This window comes from Exiguobacterium aurantiacum (genome assembly GCF_024362205.1).
Classification (GTDB): domain Bacteria; phylum Bacillota; class Bacilli; order Exiguobacteriales; family Exiguobacteriaceae; genus Exiguobacterium; species Exiguobacterium aurantiacum_B.
The window spans coordinates 468,408-482,875 of the sequence record NZ_CP101462.1; the positions used below are offsets into that span (position 1 = coordinate 468,408).

13 protein-coding genes are annotated in these 14,468 nt (G+C 53.8%); 4 read left to right on the forward strand and 9 right to left on the reverse strand.

What is annotated here, in order from left to right; all coding sequences use genetic code 11:
• Window positions 1–41: 41 nt before the first annotated feature.
• Together NMQ00_RS02600 and NMQ00_RS02605 are read right to left on the reverse strand one after the other, a co-directional pair.
• Complete coding sequence (locus NMQ00_RS02600) at window positions 42–194, reverse strand: hypothetical protein (protein WP_255177795.1); 153 nt, start codon at window positions 192–194, stop codon at window positions 42–44.
• A 49-nt stretch (window positions 195–243) separates the two neighbouring features.
• Window positions 244–390: a hypothetical protein gene (locus NMQ00_RS02605; RefSeq protein WP_021066172.1), complete on the reverse strand. Its 147-nt coding sequence runs from the start codon at window positions 388–390 to the stop codon at window positions 244–246.
• A 246-nt stretch (window positions 391–636) separates the two neighbouring features.
• Between NMQ00_RS02605 and NMQ00_RS02610 the strand changes: the two genes are divergently transcribed.
• The gene (locus tag NMQ00_RS02610) at window positions 637–2,079 is read left to right on the forward strand and encodes a carbon starvation CstA family protein (protein ID WP_255177796.1); all 1,443 of its coding nucleotides are present in this window, start codon (window positions 637–639) and stop codon (window positions 2,077–2,079) included.
• 30 nt (window positions 2,080–2,109) lie between these two features.
• On the opposite strand, the gene NMQ00_RS02615 is transcribed toward NMQ00_RS02610, so the two are convergent.
• Window positions 2,110–3,285, reverse strand: a complete 1,176-nt coding sequence (locus NMQ00_RS02615) for a sensor histidine kinase (protein ID WP_255177797.1) — start codon at window positions 3,283–3,285, stop codon at window positions 2,110–2,112.
• 214 nt (window positions 3,286–3,499) lie between these two features.
• Here NMQ00_RS02615 and NMQ00_RS02620 point away from each other — a divergent pair, with 214 nt between their 5' ends.
• Window positions 3,500–4,351 carry an NmrA family NAD(P)-binding protein gene (locus NMQ00_RS02620; RefSeq protein ID WP_255177798.1) on the forward strand — a complete coding sequence of 284 codons (852 nt, stop codon included), beginning with the start codon at window positions 3,500–3,502 and terminating at the stop codon, window positions 4,349–4,351.
• A gap of 38 nt (window positions 4,352–4,389) precedes the next feature.
• Here the strand turns inward: NMQ00_RS02620 and NMQ00_RS02625 are convergent, their stop codons facing one another.
• The 3 genes from NMQ00_RS02625 to NMQ00_RS02635 form a co-directional block, all read right to left on the reverse strand.
• Entirely contained in the window at window positions 4,390–5,106 is a 717-nt protein-coding gene (locus NMQ00_RS02625; protein WP_255177799.1) for a peptidoglycan DD-metalloendopeptidase family protein, read from the reverse strand.
• A 437-nt stretch (window positions 5,107–5,543) separates the two neighbouring features.
• Window positions 5,544–6,125, reverse strand: a complete 582-nt coding sequence (locus tag NMQ00_RS02630) for a YdhK family protein (RefSeq protein ID WP_255177800.1) — start codon at window positions 6,123–6,125, stop codon at window positions 5,544–5,546.
• Between the two features lie 26 nt (window positions 6,126–6,151).
• Window positions 6,152–7,651, reverse strand: coding sequence for a multicopper oxidase family protein (locus tag NMQ00_RS02635; protein ID WP_255177801.1), 1,500 nt, complete (start codon window positions 7,649–7,651; stop codon window positions 6,152–6,154).
• A 211-nt stretch (window positions 7,652–7,862) separates the two neighbouring features.
• Between NMQ00_RS02635 and NMQ00_RS02640 the strand changes: the two genes are divergently transcribed.
• Window positions 7,863–9,791 (forward strand): heavy metal translocating P-type ATPase, encoded by a 1,929-nt coding sequence (locus NMQ00_RS02640; RefSeq protein WP_255178663.1) that lies wholly within the window; start codon window positions 7,863–7,865, stop codon window positions 9,789–9,791.
• Window positions 9,792–9,850: 59 nt separating this feature from the next.
• The gene (locus NMQ00_RS02645) at window positions 9,851–10,810 is read left to right on the forward strand and encodes a F510_1955 family glycosylhydrolase (RefSeq protein ID WP_255177802.1); all 960 of its coding nucleotides are present in this window, start codon (window positions 9,851–9,853) and stop codon (window positions 10,808–10,810) included.
• Window positions 10,811–10,847: 37 nt separating this feature from the next.
• Here the strand turns inward: NMQ00_RS02645 and NMQ00_RS02650 are convergent, their stop codons facing one another.
• The 3 genes from NMQ00_RS02650 to NMQ00_RS02660 all read right to left on the reverse strand — a co-directional run bounded on the left by NMQ00_RS02650 (window position 10,848) and on the right by NMQ00_RS02660 (window position 14,436).
• A complete protein-coding gene (locus NMQ00_RS02650; protein WP_255177803.1) occupies window positions 10,848–12,242 on the reverse strand; it encodes a sensor histidine kinase in 1,395 nt (464 codons plus the stop codon).
• Window positions 12,239–12,916: a response regulator transcription factor gene (locus tag NMQ00_RS02655; protein WP_255177804.1), complete on the reverse strand. Its 678-nt coding sequence runs from the start codon at window positions 12,914–12,916 to the stop codon at window positions 12,239–12,241. Before NMQ00_RS02655 ends, NMQ00_RS02650 begins: the two co-directional genes overlap by 4 nt.
• 77 nt (window positions 12,917–12,993) lie before the next feature.
• Window positions 12,994–14,436, reverse strand: a complete 1,443-nt coding sequence (locus NMQ00_RS02660; RefSeq protein ID WP_255177805.1) for a UDP-N-acetylmuramoyl-L-alanyl-D-glutamate--2,6-diaminopimelate ligase — start codon at window positions 14,434–14,436, stop codon at window positions 12,994–12,996.
• Window positions 14,437–14,468: the final 32 nt, after the last annotated feature.

Here is a 14,468-nt window from a genome sequence, read left to right on the forward strand (position 1 = left end):
CGTGTATACATGACAAAGACCGCTCAATGAAGCGGTCTTTGTCATGTTTTCTTCGGCGAATCACTAAAAGCAAAATACAACCCGACGCCAATCGCGAGTCCAATCAAGTAGTTGTCGAGAGCGATGGCTAACGAGACACCGACCGCGAGGGCGAGCGGGAAGGCGTAGCTGCCGGTCGTCTGTTTGTTGGACATGGAGAACTCCTCCTTTGTCCAGTTTCTACGGGTGTCGCCTCAAAAAGTTTCAAGCTTTCTTCTTCGTCCCTTGGAACGCGAAGAACATCGCGATGCCGATCCCGAGTCCGAGCCACCAGTTATCGAACAACAGACCGAAGATGAGGATAAAGGCGACAGCGACCGGGAGTGCTAAAAATCCACGTTGACGTTTCACAAAAATCATCCTTTCTGCTTCTCTCTGTTCGACTGTTCCCGGTTTCGAATCAATTCATTCTAAAAGCAAGCGTTTTCATAAAAATGGCTCAACGGCAACGTTTGTCTAAACGATGAACACTTGTATTTTCATGTGAAATTGTGAGCAAATGAATCTATTCAACGGACGAGGACCCTGCTATATTAATCATGTGATATATTTCACATGAAGAAATCATAAATCACTTATATATAGGAGGACCACTCGATGGTTACATTTTTCATTGCTTTAGGATTATTATTGCTCGGTTATCTCGTCTACGGCCGGTACGTCGAGAAGACGTTCGGTATCAAAGAAGAGCGGACGACGCCCGCCTATGCGTCACAGGACGGCGTCGACTACGTGCCGATGGGGACGAAGCGCAACTCGATGATTCAACTGTTGAACATCGCCGGGGTCGGCCCAATCTTCGGGCCGATCATGGGTGCCTTGTATGGCCCGGTCGCGTTCCTCTGGATCGTGCTCGGTTCGATCTTTGCCGGCGCGGTGCATGACTATTTGACCGGTATGATCTCGCTTCGCAACAACGGGGCGCACTTGCCGCAGCTCGCCGAGAAGTTCCTCGGTCGGTCGCTCCGTCACGTCGTCAACGGCTTCGCGCTACTCTTACTGCTCTTAGTCGGGACCGTGTTCGTCACGTCACCGGCCAATATGATCAACAACTTGTTCGACGGCAACGGCTCGACGCTCGCCATCGTCACGTTCGGCATCTTTGCCTACTACATCTTGGCGACACTGCTCCCGGTCGATAAAATCATCGGCCGCATCTACCCGTTCTTCGGGGCGCTTCTCTTGTTGAGCGCCGTCGGCATCGCCGTCAGCCTGTTCACGCAAGGCTATCAAATCCCGGAGATGACGTTGACGAACATGCATCCGGACGGCTTGCCGCTCTGGCCGCTCATCTTCTTCACGATCTCATGCGGGGCACTGTCAGGCTTCCATGCCACTCAGTCACCGATCATCTCGCGGACGACGATGAAAGAGAGCAACGGTCGCAGCATTTTTTACGGCATGATGATCGTCGAAGCGGTCATCGCCATGATCTGGGCGGCTGCCGCCATGGCCATCTTCGAGCCGGGTGAACTGCTCGCCATGATCAATGCCGGCACGCCGGCGCTCGTCGTCCAAGAAGTGGCGACGCTCATGCTCGGCAGCATCGGCGGCACGCTCGCCATCCTCGGTGTCATCGTCTTGCCGATCACGTCGGGCGACACGGCGTTCCGGAGTGCCCGGATGATCATCGCCGACTACTTGAACATCGTCCAGAAGAAGTTCACGTCACGGTTGTGGATCGCGCTTCCGCTCTTCGTTTTGTCGTTCATCTTGACGAAAGTCGACTTCCGTCTGTTGTGGCAATACTTCAACTGGGCCAACCAGACGACGGCGGTCATCGCCTTGTTCGTCGGCGCGACGTATCTGTATATCAAAGGACGGAACTACTGGATTGCCTTGTTGCCGGGGACGTTCATGTTGTATGTCGTCTGGTTCTACATTTTGACGGCACCGATCGGCTTCGAGATGGACGGGGTGCTCCCGTATGTTTTGGCCACAATCGGTACGGTCACACTGTTCGGCTTGTTCTTCCGCCACGCGAAAGCGATGCGCGAACAAGGGCTCGAGTGCGACATTTCAAGCGATCAAGCAGCATGACAAAAGGGTTTGGCCGAGGCCAAACCCTTTTTAGTCGGTTGTTTCTTGTTCCGTGAGCAGCGTCGTACTCGTTGTGCTGTGGGAATACAGATAGATGGAGAACGTCGTCCCTTCTCCGTACACCGAGTCGGCGTGAATGCCCCAACCGTGTGCCTCGGCGATCCGTTTGCAGATGCGGAGGCCGAGCCCGGTCCCTTTGATCGGACGGTGGGCGTCCGAGTCGACTCGGTAGTATTCGTCGAACACGTACGGGATGGCGTCGCTCGGGATGCCGATCCCCGTGTCCCGTACCGACAGGACGTACGTGTCGCCCTCGATTGTCATCTCGACATAGACCGTGCCGCCGTCCGGAGAGTACTTAATGGCGTTGCCAATCAAGTTGTGAAGCAACTGCAACAGTTTTTCCTCGTCGGCCTCGATCGTCACGTCGTCGGCTGACAAGATGACGTCGTGCTGGGGAGAAGTCGCCTTGTAGTGGGCGACGACGTCCTCGAGCACCGGTCGCAAGGCGAACGTCGACATCGATAACAGCTCTTCGGAATAGTTCACCCGCTGATAGTCGAGGAAGTTGTCGACGAGGCGCTCGAGCCGCTCGGCTTCCCGTTTGACGAGCGTCAACATCCCGTGCGTCTTGTCGTTATCGCTATGCTGGTACATGAGCAGTTCGGCATAGCCGTTGATGGCTGTGAGCGGGGAGCGGAACTCGTGGGACAGCTCGGCGAGAAAGGCATCCTTCTGTTCCTCGAATCGGATCGAGTCGGTGATGTCGCGCCACATGATGAACACGCCACGCGGGGTGTGCGTGAAGTTCAAAATGACTTGCATCGTCCGCTCGCCGATGCGGAGCGACTTCGCATCCATGCTCGGGCAACAGCCGAACCGGTTCGTCATGAGCTCATCCCAAAACAACGTCACATCGTTTATGTCGGCGCCGTTCTGCTCGAACGTCTCATGAAAGAAACGACTCATGCCGTCGATATTCTGAAAACGACGCGTCTCCATGGACGGACAGATGGTGCGTAGTTGTTCATTCGAATACAGATGGTTCCGCGTGAAGTCGATAAAGCAGACGGCGTCCTGGACTTCTTCGACGAGTGAAGCGATCGGGAAGGCGTGAGGGGATCGTGATCGCTTCGTCACGATGGAACGACTGCTCGATGACCGTCCGTGATGTCTTCGGGCCGGATAGAACGATTTTCGATTCATGGGAAAACCTCCTTTCCATCATAGGTTGTATATGAAAGTAAGTGAGTACGTAGCATTCCCATTCATTATACGATATTCCGCCCTAATTCCCTATACCACCCATGGGCCTACCTAAAAACAAGGTCATTTCGGGACGATAGCACGTGTTTGGCACAGAATGTTCAAACCATGAACCTAGGAAATAGACGACAATATAAAAAAGGAGTGATCAAGCATGGGACAAGCGATATTGGTGACCGGGAATGTGGGACAATACGTAGTGAAATATTTAGAGGCACGAGGGGAGGAGGTCGTTGTGGCCGGGAGCCGACTCGATGAATTGGCGCGACGTTTCCCGGTGGCAAGGCAGGTTCAGCTCGATTTCGAAAAACCGGAGACGTTCGAGGCGGCACTCGATGGCATCGACCGCGTCTTCATGATGCGTCCGCCACAGATTGGGGATGCGGATGTGTTTCAACCGTTCGTGGATGCCATGGCTAAACGTTCGCTTCGCCTCGTCACGTTCCTTTCCCTCATGGGGGTCGAGCGCAACCCGTTCCCGCCGCACCATAAAATTGAAAAGATGATTGAGGTAGCTGGGTTGCCTTATGCACATATCCGTCCTGGCTTTTTCATGCAGAACGTGACCGGCGTCCATGCCGAAGAGATTCGGAACGATGACAGCATCTTTATCCCGGCCGGCCGTAGTAAAGTCAGTTTCATCGACGCTGAAGATATCGGCAAAGCGATTGCACATGTCTTATCCGATCCGGAGGCGCATCAAAACAAGTCCTATACGCTCACCGGTCCCGAGGCGCTCGACTATGTCGACATTGCGAACATGTTGACGCTCTTGACGGGACGGCACATCACCTACGCCAATCCGAGCATGCTGTGCTATCGCTCCCGCTATGTGAAGGAGCGCGGGCTAGACCCGGCGTACGTGAACGTGACGATGGCGCTGTACCTCATGACGCGGCTCGGGACGGCAAAGGCGGTGACCGACGACTTTGAGCGATTGACCGGAGAATCACCCCGAACGTTCGCCGCTTTCGCTAGTGAACACCTTCATGCATTTGAGCGCTAACAAAAGCCCCATCATCCGCGGATGATGGGGCTGATTGATTAGAACAATGTGTATGGGTTAACGCTATTGGCAGCCGTCGAGCTGCTATAGACGTATTTGTCTTTGTGGACCTCGAAGTGGAGATGGTTCCCGAACGAATTGCCGGTGTTGCCGACCGTACCGATTTTCGCACCTTTGGCAACTTTTTGTCCTTTAATGACGTTCAAGCGATCCATGTGGGCGTAGACAGTCGTATACGCTTGACCGTTGATCGTGTGTGTAATCATGACGTGATTGCCGTAGGCGCCATAATTCCGGGCGACGATGACTTGACCGTATGCTGCCGATTGGACCGTCGTGCCTTTGGCGGCTGCCAAATCGATGCCGTTATGGAACGTGTAGCCGTACTTCCCGCTCGCCGGGCCGTACCCTTGCGTCAACGTGCCTTTCGTCGGGACGAGGAGCTTGCCCGCTGTCGCCGTTTGGAGTGATGTGCTGCTATATTTTTTTACGTATGTACTCGAGACGTATTTTGTACTGCCGTTATAATTGATTTTCGTCCATGAACCGGTCGCGCCGAGATATGTGAACGTTTGGCCGAGTTTGGCGCTGCCGACTTTTTGGTAAGACGTCGATGGGCCGCTCCGCACGTTCAGGACATTCGTCGTGACTTGGACTTTATACGATGTCGAAGCCTCTACTGGTGTCGAAGCTGGAAGCGTCAAGCCGGAAACAAGAAGAGCGCCTAATGTGATCGTCATAAGTTGTTTTTTCATAGTATGGAAAATCCTTTCAATTATGTAACAATGCGACAGAACAATGATATTTACCTTACAAAAAAATTTTACCATCAAAAAATAGAATCAAATATGTCATTTATATTTCAAAAAAGTATAATCGTTATGAAAACGATAGTGTATTGGGAAAAATCGAGGCATATCAACGTAAATGAGACATATAGCGTTTTGTTGATAAAAGAATATACGCTTAAAATTCAAATAAACTCCGATTTCTCATGGTTTAGCTTTTAAAAAATAGGGTAATTTTAATTGGTTCAGCCTAAATAAAAAAACCGATGAAAATCAGCTACTTTTGTCAGTCCTTTCCTTGAAGTGCTTCCTCCTATACATAAGAAAAAACCGAGGCATGCGCCCCGGTTTAGCGTGTCTACCTTTACATGGAAGGCGCGACCACGTCCAGATGAACATTTCGATTATGGTGCCGATAGTTCTTCCTCGGTGACCCATTTATGATTGGTCACTTCTTCCCCAGATTCTAACGTGAAATCGACCATGTAGACGGTCGTCTCTTCGGCCGAATCGATGGTAGCGGTCGTGCCGCCCATACCGGTCATATGTTCCGCCTCGACGTCAATCTCATCGCCGACCTCATATGGTTCGGTCGTGGCGTTTTTGACTTCTTCATGGATAATCCATTTATGGTCTTCGACACGTTCACCCCCATGCATCGGATCATACGAGATGCTGTATACGACCGTGTCGTAAGCACCGACAATCGTCGCTTCGGCTCCTTCCATACCAGGCATATGGGCTTCTGTGATGATGGCCGTGTCACCGACTGCGAACGTCGGATTCTCCGCCGCTGTCAAGCCTGCCGGCACGTCGCCAGAACCGGACATGTCCATCCCTGAATGATCATTGCCGTCCATCGTCTCTTCCATTTGGTCATTCATATTCGTATCGGTATTCGGCGCTTCATCTTCGCCGCAAGCGACGAGCAATCCGCTCAGTGAGAGTGCCATCGTCATCATTCCAAGTTTTTTGTTTACCTTCATTACTATTCCCTCCAAATAACGTGTGGTTAGTTTACTTTCAACTGTCCCATCATCCCGTTTTCTTCATGTTCCAGAATGTGGCAGTGATACATGAACGTCCCTGTCTCTCGAAACGTCATCTCGATTTTCACTTTCTCGCCCGGTGCGACGGCGACCGTATCTTTCCAGCCCCGTTCATTGTCAGGCGGGGGATTGCCGTCCCGTTCGAGAATCCGGAATTGGACGCCATGGACGTGGAACGGGTGGGTCATCCGGCCCATCATGTCTTCTCGGTTATAAATTTCCCACACCTCGGTCGAGCCTTGTTGGACATTGATGTCGATTCGATCGGGGTCGAACTGTTTGCCGTCAATCGACACCATGTTGCCCATCCCGAACAACGTGAGACGTCGGTCGGCAACGCTCGATTCGTTAGGCGCAGACGTTCCGTCAAAGGCATCGCTCCATTCGCCGTCTTGCTCGACTTCGTCACGCACCGTGAACGTCGTGAACGGAATCCCATCCGCTTGAAGAGCGAGGTCGTCTCCGATTGACAAATCGGAGAAGTCGATTAAAATCTCGGCACGTTCGCTAGGTGTGAGCGTCAACGTTTGGAGTGATACGGGTTTGTCGAGCAACCCGCCGTCGGTCGCAATTTGGGTGAACGCTTTCCCGTTCGAGAGGGAGAAGTCGAGATTCCGGGCGTTGGATCCGTTGACGAGACGGACGCGTAACATATTCGTCGTCACGTCGAACGTCGTATTGATGGCTCCGTTCACGATCAACGTATCGCCGACCGTGCCATCGACGTTCATCTGGCGGTCGTAATCGAGTTGTCCATCGTCTGTGAAGAGACGATCTTGCACGATGAGCGGGATGTCATCGACGCCGTACTCATTTGGCAACTCGGTCTCCGCTTGATCCGTCACGTACAAGAGTCCGGCCAGGCCCAGGTATACTTGTTCGGCCGTCGCGCCCATCGGATGTGGATGGAACCAGAGCGTCCCCGGTTGTTGGTCGATGTCGAGACGGACTTGTGTCTGCTCGCCCGGTTCGATCGAGTGATGGGGGCCGCCGTCTTCTTCTCCAGGTATGACGAGACCGTGCCAATGGAAAGAGGTCGGCTCGTCGAGCTGATTGATTGTATTGATATAGACAGTCTTTCCAGCCGGCAACTCAATCATCGGTCCGAGTAAATCTCCGTTATAGCCAAGCGTCTCGGTGTTGACGCCTTCGTCGAAGAATCGATGCTTGCCACGTTCGGTGCGGACCGTATAATAAAGCGCCTCGTCTGTGACGCGGTCAGGCTGTAGCCGTTCCGGGATGGGGAGCGGTTGGGCTGGTTCGTCGGAGGTGATGAGGTCGATGGTGTTCCCACGTCCCATCCCGCCGTTGCCGTGCATCATGCCGCCATCGTCCCGATCTCCCATGAATGACCCGTTTCCCATCATCCAGCCTCCAGGAGCGAACGTGAACAACAAGAGGAGCAGTCCGATCATTATACTTACGATACCCATCCCGATAATCCATTTCATTACGCGGTTCATAAGGCATCATCCTTTCTAGTTCAAGCGAGAGCCTATTTAGTTATACCAACAACTTATGAAATATTTGTTAAACGAGAAAAATAGGTTTTATATACTGCATAGGGGTATATGGTATACATAGGAGGTGGTCATTGTGGAACATCCACACCACGCGTCATCTCATCATGAACACGGAGAAGCGCATGACTCGCACGCCGGCGGACATGAAGGGATGATTGAGGAGTATAAACGTCGATTTTTCGTCTCGTTAGGACTGACAATCCCGATTCTCATCTTGTCGGACATGATTCAAGAGTGGGCCGGTTTCGAACTCACGTTTCCTTATGAGAAGGAGACGTTATTCGTGTTGGCGACGATTGTGTACGTCTACGGAGGCTGGCCATTTTTAAAAGGGAGTCTCGACGAATTGCGTCAACGAAATCCCGGAATGATGATGTTGATCGGACTCGCCATCAGCGTCGCGTACTTCTATAGTGTCGCCATCGTGTTCGGGTATGGGCATGGACATGACTTCTTTTGGGAGTTGGCGACGTTGATCGTCATCATGTTGCTCGGGCACTGGATTGAGATGCGCTCCATCATGGGCGCCTCGAACGCGTTGCAACAGCTCGTTCGACTCTTGCCGAGTGTGGCGCACCGCATCAATGGGAGTGACATCGAAGACGTTCCCGTTTCGGCGCTCGCTGCCGGAGATTTGATTCTCGTCAAGCCGGGCGAACAGATTCCTGTCGACGGGGAACTGCTGAAAGGGCGGACGACGGTCGATGAGTCGATGTTGACCGGTGAATCGATGCCTGTCGAGAAAGAGGCGGGGGACGTCGTCATCGCCGGGTCGATCAACCAAGAAGGCAGCATGACGATTTCGACGACGCGCACGGGAGAGAGCACGTACTTGTCGAAAGTCATCGACTTGGTCAAAGAAGCGCAGGAATCTAAATCGAAAACGCAAAACCTGGCCAATCGGGCCGCCAAGCTCTTGTTCTATGTCGCCGTCGGGGCAGGGGTGCTGACGTTCGTCATTTGGCTCGCCCTCGGTTATCCCGTCAGTATGGCCGTCGAGCGGATGGTCACCGTCATGGTCATCTCATGTCCGCACGCGCTCGGTCTCGCGTCTCCGCTCGTCGTGGCGGTCTCGACGGCCCTGTCGGCGAAACGCGGGCTGTTGATTCGGAACCGGACCCAGTTCGAGGAGGCGCGCCATCTCGATGCGGTCATTTTCGATAAGACGGGCACGTTGACACAAGGCGACTTCGGGGTAACGGACATTGAAGCCGCATCCTCGTATACGAACGACGACGTATTGCGTCTGGCCGCCGCCGTTGAGACGGTGTCGCAACATCCGCTCGCAAAAGGGGTTCTTCGGGAAGCGGAAGAACGCAAGTTGACGTTGCCCGAAGTCGTCGATTTCGCCTCGATCACGGGTGTCGGACTGGAAGGTCGCGTGGACGGGGCGCACGTAAAAGTCGTCAGCCCCCGCTATATTCGGGAGCACGAGCTCTCAATCGATGAAGTGGCGTTTGATCAGTTGTCCGCCGCCGGCAAGACCGTCGTCTTCACGCTTCGTGACGGGGAGTTGGTCGGCATGATTGCTTTAGCGGACATGGTTCGCGATGAAGCGAAAGAGACGGTCCGTGCGTTGAAAGACCGGGGCGTCCGCTCAATCATGCTCACCGGGGACAACCGAAAAGTGGCTGACTGGGTCGCGTCGCAACTTCATATCGAGGAAGTGTACGCCGAAGTATTGCCGGACGATAAATCGCGGCAAGTGCAAACCGTCCAAGCCGATGGCAGCAAAGTGGCGATGGTCGGAGACGGCATCAATGATGCACCGGCCTTGGCCCAAGCGGATGTCGGGATTGCCATCGGGAGCGGGACCGACGTCGCCGTCGAGACGGCCGATATCGTCCTCGTCCGGAGCAACCCGAAAGACGTGCTATCGATTCTCGACTTGTCTCGCAATACGTACAACAAGATGATTCAGAATCTATGGTGGGCCGCCGGCTACAACATCGTCGCGATCCCGCTCGCGGCGGGTGTGTTGGCACCGCTCGGCATCATTTTGTCCCCGGCCGTCGGTGCGGTGCTCATGAGCCTCAGTACGGTCATCGTCGCGCTCAATGCCCGAACGCTCAAGCTTTAACAAGTTCTTCACATTTAGTCTCTATACTGGGGAAGATGCTAAAGATGGAGGGACTTTAAATGAGACGAACATTACTCGTGCCGACGCTCATGATGACGGTATTCCTTGCCTCGTGTGGGGCGGACCCAACAGAGAATCAGACCGCTGTACCGGTTGTCGAGGAAGAAGAGGAATCGACAACCGAACAGGTCCCAGACCGCTGGGAAGCGACAGCAACAGGCACCGAAGTCTCCCATATTCACGGTGCCGGTTTTTGGCAAGACGGCCGTCCGGTCATCGCGACGCATACCGGACTGATGGAATTTAAGGAAGACGGCTGGTACGAGTTGTTGTCGAACCGGCATGACTATATGGGCTTCGAGCTCGTCGCGGACGGCTTTTACGCGAGCGGTCACCCGGCACAGGATTCGCCGTATAAAAATCCGCTCGGTATCGTCCGTGGGACCGATAAAGGGGAGACGCTCGACATTCGCTCGTTAGAAGGTGAGGCCGATTTTCATTATATGAGTGCGGGCTTTGAATCCGAGAGCCTCTACGTGTATTTGGAAACGGCGGCGCAGGAGCTCGTGCCCGGGTTTTATCGGTCGCTCGACGGCGGTACGTCATTTGAGCCGATGAAGATGGATGGGCTCGAAGGTCGTGGCCTCGCCGGCATCACGGCCGATGCGAGCGAGCCGAAACGCGTCTTCGTCTATGGCCCGGACGGCATCCTCGTTTCAGACGACGGGGGCGACACGTTCGAGCCGTTCCTGGAACAGAAAAATATCGTCACGATGGCCGCGGCAAAAGGACAACTGGCGTACATCACTAAACAGGACGCTTCGTTTGAATTGGTCGTCTCTGATTTGACCGAGGAGACGGAGACGACCGTCGAGCTGCCATCGATGACCGCGGGAAGTGTCCCAATCGAACTGTTCATACAAGACGGACGACTATTGCTGGCGACATCGGACAACAGTGTATACGTCTACGAAGGCGAGCAATGGACGCAACTGTTACAAGCAGGGAAAGTGAACTGAAAAAATGGTCGGCGCCTGAGTCAGGGGCCGACCATTTTTAGTGGAGCGGAAGCGTGATTGTGAACGTCGTCCCGGATTGGTCGGAGGCGACGGTCAACGTGCCGTCATGCAGACGAATGATTTGATGGGCGATGGCGAGCCCGAGGCCGCTGCCGCCCGTCCGACGGGAACGAGACTTCTCGACCCGATACAGGCGGTCAAAGATGTAAGGCAAGTCCTCTTGTGGGATGCCTTTCCCATCGTCTTGAATCGTGAAATGAAGCGATTTATCCGCAAGCTGCATATCAAATCGGACGTGGCGCGCCTCGCTGTGTTCAATCGCATTGTGGGCGATGGAACGGAACACTTGTAAGATTCGGTTTCGGTCCAACTGAAGGACGACGTCTGTTGCACTGCAATCGGTCTGAGCTTTAAAAGCGATTGGCGTCACCCGGAACATCGTATCGAGCACTCGGTGTAAATCTTCACATAACTCACTTGCAGGCACGGTTTCATGATGCAACGTGAACGTGTTCTCGTCTAACTGGGCGAGCTGGAACGCGTTCTCGACGAGTTCGGTCAGCGCTTGGCTCTCCTCGAGAATGGTCTGAATCGACTGCTTTTTTAAAGGCTCTGGCGTTTGTGGTTTTGACGCGATTTCGGCATAGCCTTGGAGATACGTGAGCGGCGTTTTAATCTCATGGGCGAGATCAGATAAAAATTGGTTCCGTTCTTTGCGGAGGCGAGCCAGTTCGAGCGACATCGCTTCAATCGAGCGGGCGAGTTCCCCGATCTCGTCTTCTCGAGTCGTCGGGAGCGTCAACGTCTCAGGATTCGTCAAGACATCCTCGGTCGCTCGGCGCAACAGCTGAATCGGATTTGAAATCAAACGACTCAGCAAGACGAACGTCAAGACGGTGATGACGAGCGCGATCCCCGTGATGTAGAGGAACCGGAGTTGAAGGCGATGGCTGATCTCGTGAATGATCTCGGTCGGGAGAAACATGTACACATACCCGTAGCGTGTCGCGTCTTCCATGGCATCAATCGGGGTCCGCACCGCGAGATACGGTCCGTTCTCCCAATCATTCTCGAGAACGATCGTTTCTTTCACGTCCTCTCGGCTCGATTCGTCTTGAACGAGCGTTGCGAGAGGGTCGGGGAAGCGATTGGACGTCTGTAAAATCGAATGGTCGGGAGCAGTGATGGCGACTTTTGTGTCGGTCTCGCTTTCCATCGTCGCGACGTGACCGATCGTCTCGTCATCAAAGCTCATCGCCAATACGTTCGCGTGACTTTCCGCCCTCGACTCGAGCCGATCGATTTCTTCGACGACGCGCTCACCGAGGAGAGTATGGTAGAGCAATAAAAACAAGACGCCTTCAATCAACAGCGTGGTCAATAAAAAAATCAGACTGATCCGGAACGGGAGGCTGTTGCGTCGAAAGGTCATGAGTCCGACCGCTCCTCGCTCCAGCGATAACCGCGTCCCCACACCGTCTTCAAATAGTCGTCGATCGGGAAGCCGGCCTCGCCGAGTTTGTCGCGAATCATGCGGATATGGGCATCGACCGTGCGCGGGTCCGATTCGGACGAATACGGCCATACCAAGTCATATAAATCCATCCGGTTGTACAACCGGTTCGGATGTTGCAGAAACAACTTTAAGATGGCCGTCGCTTTCGGCGTCATGACGATTTCTTGTTCTTGATACAGGATGCGCCCGCTCGCTTCTTCATAGCGCAACTGTCCATAATTTATATTCGTGACACGGCTCCGACGTAACACCGCTCGAATCCGAGCCAACAATACGTTGCCTTCGAACGGTTTCGTGACATAGTCGTCAGCCCCGGCGTCCAATCCACGGATCGTCGTCTCACTATCCGAGCGGGCCGTCAGCAGGACGACGGGCAGTTCGGCGTCGAGCGCCTTGATTTGGCGACACAACGTGATGCCGTCGACACCGGGCATCATGATGTCTAACATGACCAAGTCCGGACGCTCGGAAAGCAGCTCCATGGCTTCTCGTCCGTCCGCGGCCTCAATGCATGTGTAGCCGTCCCCTTCGAGGAATAAGCGGAGGAGCCGTCTCATTTTCACTTCGTCATCGACAATCAAGATGTTCATCTATTGTCCTCCTTTTGTCTTCTCTTCCTATACCGCTCCTAACGATTTCGAGAGTCAGATGAGGTTCTCCTTGTCGTTCAGGGGCGAAAGAACTGTCGGACAAGTTCGGCTTCGTCGAACGGCAAGAGGTCATCTTGTATGCGCTCGACGCGGTCATGTCCTTTTCCGAACAGGACCCCACAGTCATAGTCTACCATCCGCTCACAGAAGAAACGGATGGCTTCTTCGCGCTCGTTGAACCGGGCGAGTTCGGCAGACTGACCATCCGCTAAATCGGCGAGGATTTGCTGGGGTTCCTCATGACGCGGGTCATGGACCGTCAAGATGAAATCGGCGCCTGAAGCAGCGACCACATCGGTCATCATCCGACGTTTCATCCGGTCTCGCTCACCGGCGGCGCTGAGCAACACGAGCACGCGAGAGTGACGGGTCGTTAGCGATGTCACGACTTTTTCAATGGCATCCGGGGTGTGCCCGTAATCGATATAGACTGGTGTCGTGATGCCCGTCACTTTCTCGAGTCGACCGCTCGGTAAGCTCAAGTTCGAGAGGCGAGGGATGATTGCTTGTAAGGTCACTCCCGACTGATGGACGATACTGATCGCACACAACGTGTTGTCGAGGTTATAGTCTTCTTGAAACGGGAGCGCAGATGACGCCGTCTTTCCGTCCATATGAACGATAAAACGGTCATCTTCCGTCTGTCCGAATAAATCGGCTACAGACGAGTGGCGGCTGAACACGAACCGACTCGCCTGAGGAGGTGCGACGGACCGCATGAGCTCATGATATGGGTCGTCACCATTGACGATTCCACAACCCGCATCCGACAATTGCGCGAACAATTGAGCTTTCGTGTACGCATACGTCTCCATCGTGCCGTGATAGTCTAAATGATCGTGCGACAGATTGAGAAACGAGGTCGTGTCGAAGGAGAGACTGGAGATGCGTCCCTCCGCGATGGCTTGGGAAGAGACTTCAATCAGACAATCCGTCACATCGGCTTTGACCATGGCATGGAGGTGACGCTGAATCGTCAGCGAATCGGGTGTCGTGTTTGGTGTCTCGAACGTCTGACCGGCATACGTGATACCGAGTGTGCCGATCAAGCCGGCGGATATGCTGAGTTGGTCGAACAGTTGATGGGCGAGCGCGGTCGTCGTCGTTTTTCCGTTCGTCCCGGTGACGCCATGCAGACGAAGTCGCGTCGACGGATAATCATAGAACGCATTGGCGAGTTCGCCTAAAGCCTGTTTTGTATCTTTGCAATAGATGACAGGCATCCGGGCTTCAATCGGACGTTCGGCGATGATAGCGACGGCCCCGTTGTGGATTGCCTCGTTTACGTAGTCATGGCCGTCGTGGCGATACCCCGAGATACAGACGAATAAAAAATTTTGTTTGATTTCTTTTGAGGATAAGGAAATGCCTTCGATCACAGTTTCGGCAGGGTTGTCTAAATACGTCCATGTCACGAGCTGTTTTAGCTCTGCCAACAGGTCTTGCATCGTTTTGAGCACGGCTTGATTTCTCCTTTTTCGATAAAGTCCAT

Excerpts from the sequence above, each read along its gene's own strand:
- NMQ00_RS02645 (WP_255177802.1), top strand. The coding sequence starts at position 9,851 with ATGAGACGAACATTACTCGTGCCGACGCTCATGATGACGGTATTCCTT.
- NMQ00_RS02650 (WP_255177803.1), bottom strand. The coding sequence starts at position 12,242 with ATGACCTTTCGACGCAACAGCCTCCCGTTCCGGATCAGTCTGATTTTT.
- NMQ00_RS02635 (WP_255177801.1), bottom strand. The coding sequence starts at position 7,651 with ATGAACCGCGTAATGAAATGGATTATCGGGATGGGTATCGTAAGTATA.
- NMQ00_RS02625 (WP_255177799.1), bottom strand. The coding sequence starts at position 5,106 with ATGAAAAAACAACTTATGACGATCACATTAGGCGCTCTTCTTGTTTCC.
- NMQ00_RS02620 (WP_255177798.1), top strand. The coding sequence starts at position 3,500 with ATGGGACAAGCGATATTGGTGACCGGGAATGTGGGACAATACGTAGTG.
- NMQ00_RS02655 (WP_255177804.1), bottom strand. The coding sequence starts at position 12,916 with ATGAACATCTTGATTGTCGATGACGAAGTGAAAATGAGACGGCTCCTC.
- NMQ00_RS02615 (WP_255177797.1), bottom strand. The coding sequence starts at position 3,285 with ATGAATCGAAAATCGTTCTATCCGGCCCGAAGACATCACGGACGGTCA.
- NMQ00_RS02610 (WP_255177796.1), top strand. The coding sequence starts at position 637 with ATGGTTACATTTTTCATTGCTTTAGGATTATTATTGCTCGGTTATCTC.
- NMQ00_RS02600 (WP_255177795.1), bottom strand. The coding sequence starts at position 194 with ATGTCCAACAAACAGACGACCGGCAGCTACGCCTTCCCGCTCGCCCTC.
- NMQ00_RS02630 (WP_255177800.1), bottom strand. The coding sequence starts at position 6,125 with ATGAAGGTAAACAAAAAACTTGGAATGATGACGATGGCACTCTCACTG.
- NMQ00_RS02640 (WP_255178663.1), top strand. The coding sequence starts at position 7,863 with ATGATTGAGGAGTATAAACGTCGATTTTTCGTCTCGTTAGGACTGACA.